Source organism: Agromyces sp. P1_H4 (assembly GCF_056405255.1).
Genome location: NZ_JBFUCL010000371.1, coordinates 1 through 3,564, shown reverse-complemented (window position 1 = coordinate 3,564; position 3,564 = coordinate 1). Strand labels below are relative to the sequence as shown.

The following is a 3,564-nucleotide window of genomic DNA, read 5'->3' as shown; positions in this document are numbered from 1 at the left end:
CACGCCGGGATACCGGTGCTGCAGCCTGCCGATCATGCGCAGGTTCGCCTCCTCGGCAGGCATCGGGTAGCTCGACGTGGCGTGCATGAGCACGAGCCGCTCGGTGCCGAGCGCCTCGACGGCGCGGTCGATCTCGTCGAGGGTCGACATGCCGGTCGACAGGATGACGGGCTTGCCGGTCGCGGCGACGGCCTCGAGCAGCTCGAGGTCGGTCACCGACGCCGAGGCGATCTTGTGCGCCACGACATCGAGCCGTTCGAGGAACTCGACCGAGGGCACGTCCCACGGCGACGCGAACCAGTCGACCCCGGCGCGCAGCGCGTAGGAGGCGATCTCGAGGTACTCGGCCTCGCCGAACTCGACGCGCCGGCGGTAGTCGAGGTAGGTCATCGTGCCCCACGGCGTCTCACGCGGCACGTCGCGCATGTGCTCGGGCGTCGCGATCTCGGGCGTGCGCTTCTGGAACTTCACCGCCTGCGCGCCGGACTCGACCGCCACGTCGATGAGCCGCTTGGCGATGTCGACGTCGCCGTTGTGGTTCAGGCCGATCTCGCCGATGACGTAGACGGGCATTCCGGGGCCGACCACCRATCGACCGATGCGCACAGCTGCCATTCGCTCACTCCTCCTCGTCGCGGGCGCCGGTCGCGCCCGCCCTGGTCCTCGCTCCGACGATGAGGTCGGTGAGCTCGCGCACCGCACCCTCGCCGCCGCGGCGTTCCAGCACGTGCCTGGCCGCGGCGCGCACGTCGGGCACCGCGTCGGCGACCGCGATAGGCCAGCCGACCTCGGCGAGCGCGGGCAGGTCGCCGCGGTCGTTGCCGAGGTAGGCGATGCGGTCGAGGCGGATGCCGCGTGCCGCCGCCCAGTCGCGAAGCACCGCACCCTTGTCGGCGACGCCCTGTGCGCACTCCACGCCGAGCTTCTCGGCCCGGCGCCCCACGACCGGGTTCTCCTCGGCCGACAGGATCAGCACGGGAATGCCCGCCGCCCGCAGGCGTGCCACGCCGTGCCCGTCGCTGCGGCTCACGCGCACGGTCTCGCGCCCGAGCTGGTCGACCATCACGGTGTCGTCGGTGTGCACGCCGTCGAAGTCGGTGACGAGCGCGTCGACGTCGATGTGCGGATGCCGCGGGCCGGCGATGCCCCGTCCGGCCTCGGCGAGCGCGGCGTCGACGTGGGGCGCGAGCGCGCGAGCGCGGTCCAGGTCGGCGGCGTCGTCGATCTCGATGGCGTGGTCGGGATGCACGGGCTGCACGCCGACGCGGCCGAAGAACCGGTGCCCCGCGACGCGGAACCCCTCGGTGCGGAACACGTAGAAGGCGCCGGTCTCGGCGAACTCGGGCTCGCGATCCTGGCGGCGCGGCCGCTGCGCGGCGTCGTGGTTCACGCCGACCGCCCCGGCGGCGGCATCCTCACGCCAGAGGAACACGTGGGTCGGCGCGGCCGAGAACACGGCGTCGCGGTGCCCGCGCACGACCTGGTCGACCGCGGCGTCGAGGTCGACGGGGTCGATGAACGGCGACGTCGCCTGGATGAAGACGGTGACGGGGTCGGCGCCGTCGAGCTGCTCGAGCGCGTGCAGCACGGCCGACTCGCTCGACGCCGTCGGTCCAGCCAGGGACGCGGGACGCACGACGACCTCGGCGCCGGCGACGCGCGCGGCCTCGGCGATCGCGTCGTCGTCCGTGGTGACGACCACCCGGGCGATCCGCTCCGCGGCGAGCGCGGCCATCACCGCCCTGGCGACGAGCGGGATCCCACCGACGCGGGCGACGTTCTTGCCGGGCAGGCCCTGCGAGCCGCCACGGGCGGGGATCACGGCCGTCGCGTGGGCGGTCGGGGCATCCGCCGCGTGCTCGACCACGTCGGGTCGGATGGCGCGGTCGGCCCCCTCCGCTCGCGCCACCCGGCCGGGCGTGACGAGGAGCTCGGCGTGGGTCATGGCGCGAACCTATGCAGCCGCGACGACGGCGCGGTGCACGGGCGGTGAACGCCGGGCGACGGTCAGGTCGACGGGCGGTGCTGGGCTCGCCACACGACGAGGGCCCTCGAACGCCCGGTGCTTCGCGTCGGCAGCATGCTGCCGAACATGGAGCCACACCCCGCGCGAAGATGGCCGGCCAGCCATTTCGGCAGTATCCTTCCGGTTGAGGGCGGGCAATGCGCCCGTTGGCGAGCCGACCGGCAGATTCGGCAGGATCATGCCGAAGATGGAGGGACCGATGGACCAGATCCGGGCGATCGGCACGGCGGTACGACGAGCCCGGCGCGAGGCCGGACTGACCCAGGCACAGCACGCGGAGCTCGCCGAGACCTCCGAGCGCACGATCCGGGACATCGAGAAGGGCACTGGTTCGCCGAGCCTCGCCGCGGTCGTCCGGGCGGCCACCGTCGTCGGCCTGGTGATCGAGGCGCGCCCGTGACCGATCTCGAGCGTCTCCGGTCGGTCCCGGCGGCCGACGTGTGGGCCGACGACCGGCTCGCGGCGTCCCTGTCGAGGACCGCCGAGGGCGGCACGTCCTTCGCCTACCGGCCCGACTACCTCGCCGGCGACGGCGCGAGGCCCATCGCCACCACCCTCCCGTTGTCCACCGAACCGGTCGTCACACCGAACGGCGCGCTCCCGGCGTTCTTCGCGGGCCTGCTCCCCGAGGGGCACCGCCTCACGGTGCTGCAGCGCGCCGTGAAGACGAGCACGAGCGACGAGCTCTCGCTGCTCCTCGCGGTCGGCGGCGACACCCCCGGCGACGTGCGCGTCGTGCCCGCGGGCGAGGCGCCGATCGAGGCATCCGCCCTGATCGACCCGACCGATCCCGAGCTCCTCGACTTCCGCAAGCTCGTCGACGCCGTCGACACGCACGCCATCCCCGGCGTCCAGGACAAGGCCAGCGCCTCGATGATCAGCGCGCCCGTGCGGGGACGCGACGGCCGCTACATCCTGAAGCTCTCACCCGCCGAGTATCCCCGCCTCGTGGAGAACGAACTGCACCACCTGACCGCCGCGAAGCGTCTGCGGCTGCCCGTCGCGGCAGCGCGGATCGTCCACGACCGCACCGGCACCGCCGGGCTGCTCGTGGAGCGCTTCGACCGGGTCCGCGACGCCGACCGCTGGCGACGCCTCGGCCTCGAGGACGCCACCCAGGTGCTCGGCCTTCCCCCGGCGTCGAAGTACACCGTTCCGGCGGAGCAGGCGGTGCTCGGACTCGCCGCGGTGTGCCGGGCGCCCGCGGTCGCCGTGCGCGCCGCCTACCTCCAATTCGCCTTCGCCTGGCTCACCGGCAACGGCGACCTGCACGCGAAGAACCTGTCGGTGATCCGGCCGGACGAGCGCGGCTGGTCCGTCGCGCCGATCTACGATGTGCTGTGCACCCTCGTGTACGGCGACGACTCCATGGCGCTGCCGGTCGCCGGACGCACTCGGGGCCTCAAAGCCCGGCACTGGGCCGAGTTCGCCGACTCGATCGGCCTGCCTCAGCGCGCCGCCCGATCCGCCGAGGCGCTCGCCGTCGCCGCAGCGTCGCGGGTCGACCTCGGGTCGATCGGCTTCGAGGGGTCCCCGCT

4 protein-coding genes are annotated in these 3,564 nt (G+C 73.6%); 2 read left to right on the top strand and 2 right to left on the bottom strand.

Annotated elements, in window-relative coordinates; all coding sequences use genetic code 11:
* Both AC1DY2_RS17300 and AC1DY2_RS17295 read right to left on the bottom strand, forming a co-directional pair.
* Positions 1–615, bottom strand: a 615-nt coding sequence (locus AC1DY2_RS17300; protein WP_476763539.1) for an N-acetylneuraminate synthase family protein, incomplete at its 3' end; no start/stop codon positions are given.
* Positions 616–619: 4 nt separating this feature from the next.
* A complete protein-coding gene (locus AC1DY2_RS17295; RefSeq protein ID WP_476763538.1) occupies positions 620–1,945 on the bottom strand; it encodes a cytidylyltransferase domain-containing protein in 1,326 nt (441 codons plus the stop codon).
* Between the two features lie 280 nt (positions 1,946–2,225).
* On the opposite strand from AC1DY2_RS17295, the gene AC1DY2_RS17290 reads away from it, so the two are divergent.
* Together AC1DY2_RS17290 and AC1DY2_RS17285 are read left to right on the top strand one after the other, a co-directional pair.
* Positions 2,226–2,426, top strand: coding sequence for a helix-turn-helix transcriptional regulator (locus AC1DY2_RS17290; RefSeq protein WP_476763537.1), 201 nt, complete (start codon positions 2,226–2,228; stop codon positions 2,424–2,426).
* The coding region (locus AC1DY2_RS17285; protein ID WP_476763536.1) for a type II toxin-antitoxin system HipA family toxin at positions 2,423–3,564 on the top strand (1,142 nt) is incomplete at its 3' end. The genes AC1DY2_RS17290 and AC1DY2_RS17285, both read left to right, overlap by 4 nt.

What these genes read in the sequence shown, in the direction of transcription:
- AC1DY2_RS17295 (WP_476763538.1), bottom strand. Translation starts at nt 1,945, where the DNA reads ATGACCCACGCCGAGCTCCTCGTCACGCCCGGCCGGGTGGCGCGAGCG.
- AC1DY2_RS17290 (WP_476763537.1), top strand. Translation starts at nt 2,226, where the DNA reads ATGGACCAGATCCGGGCGATCGGCACGGCGGTACGACGAGCCCGGCGC.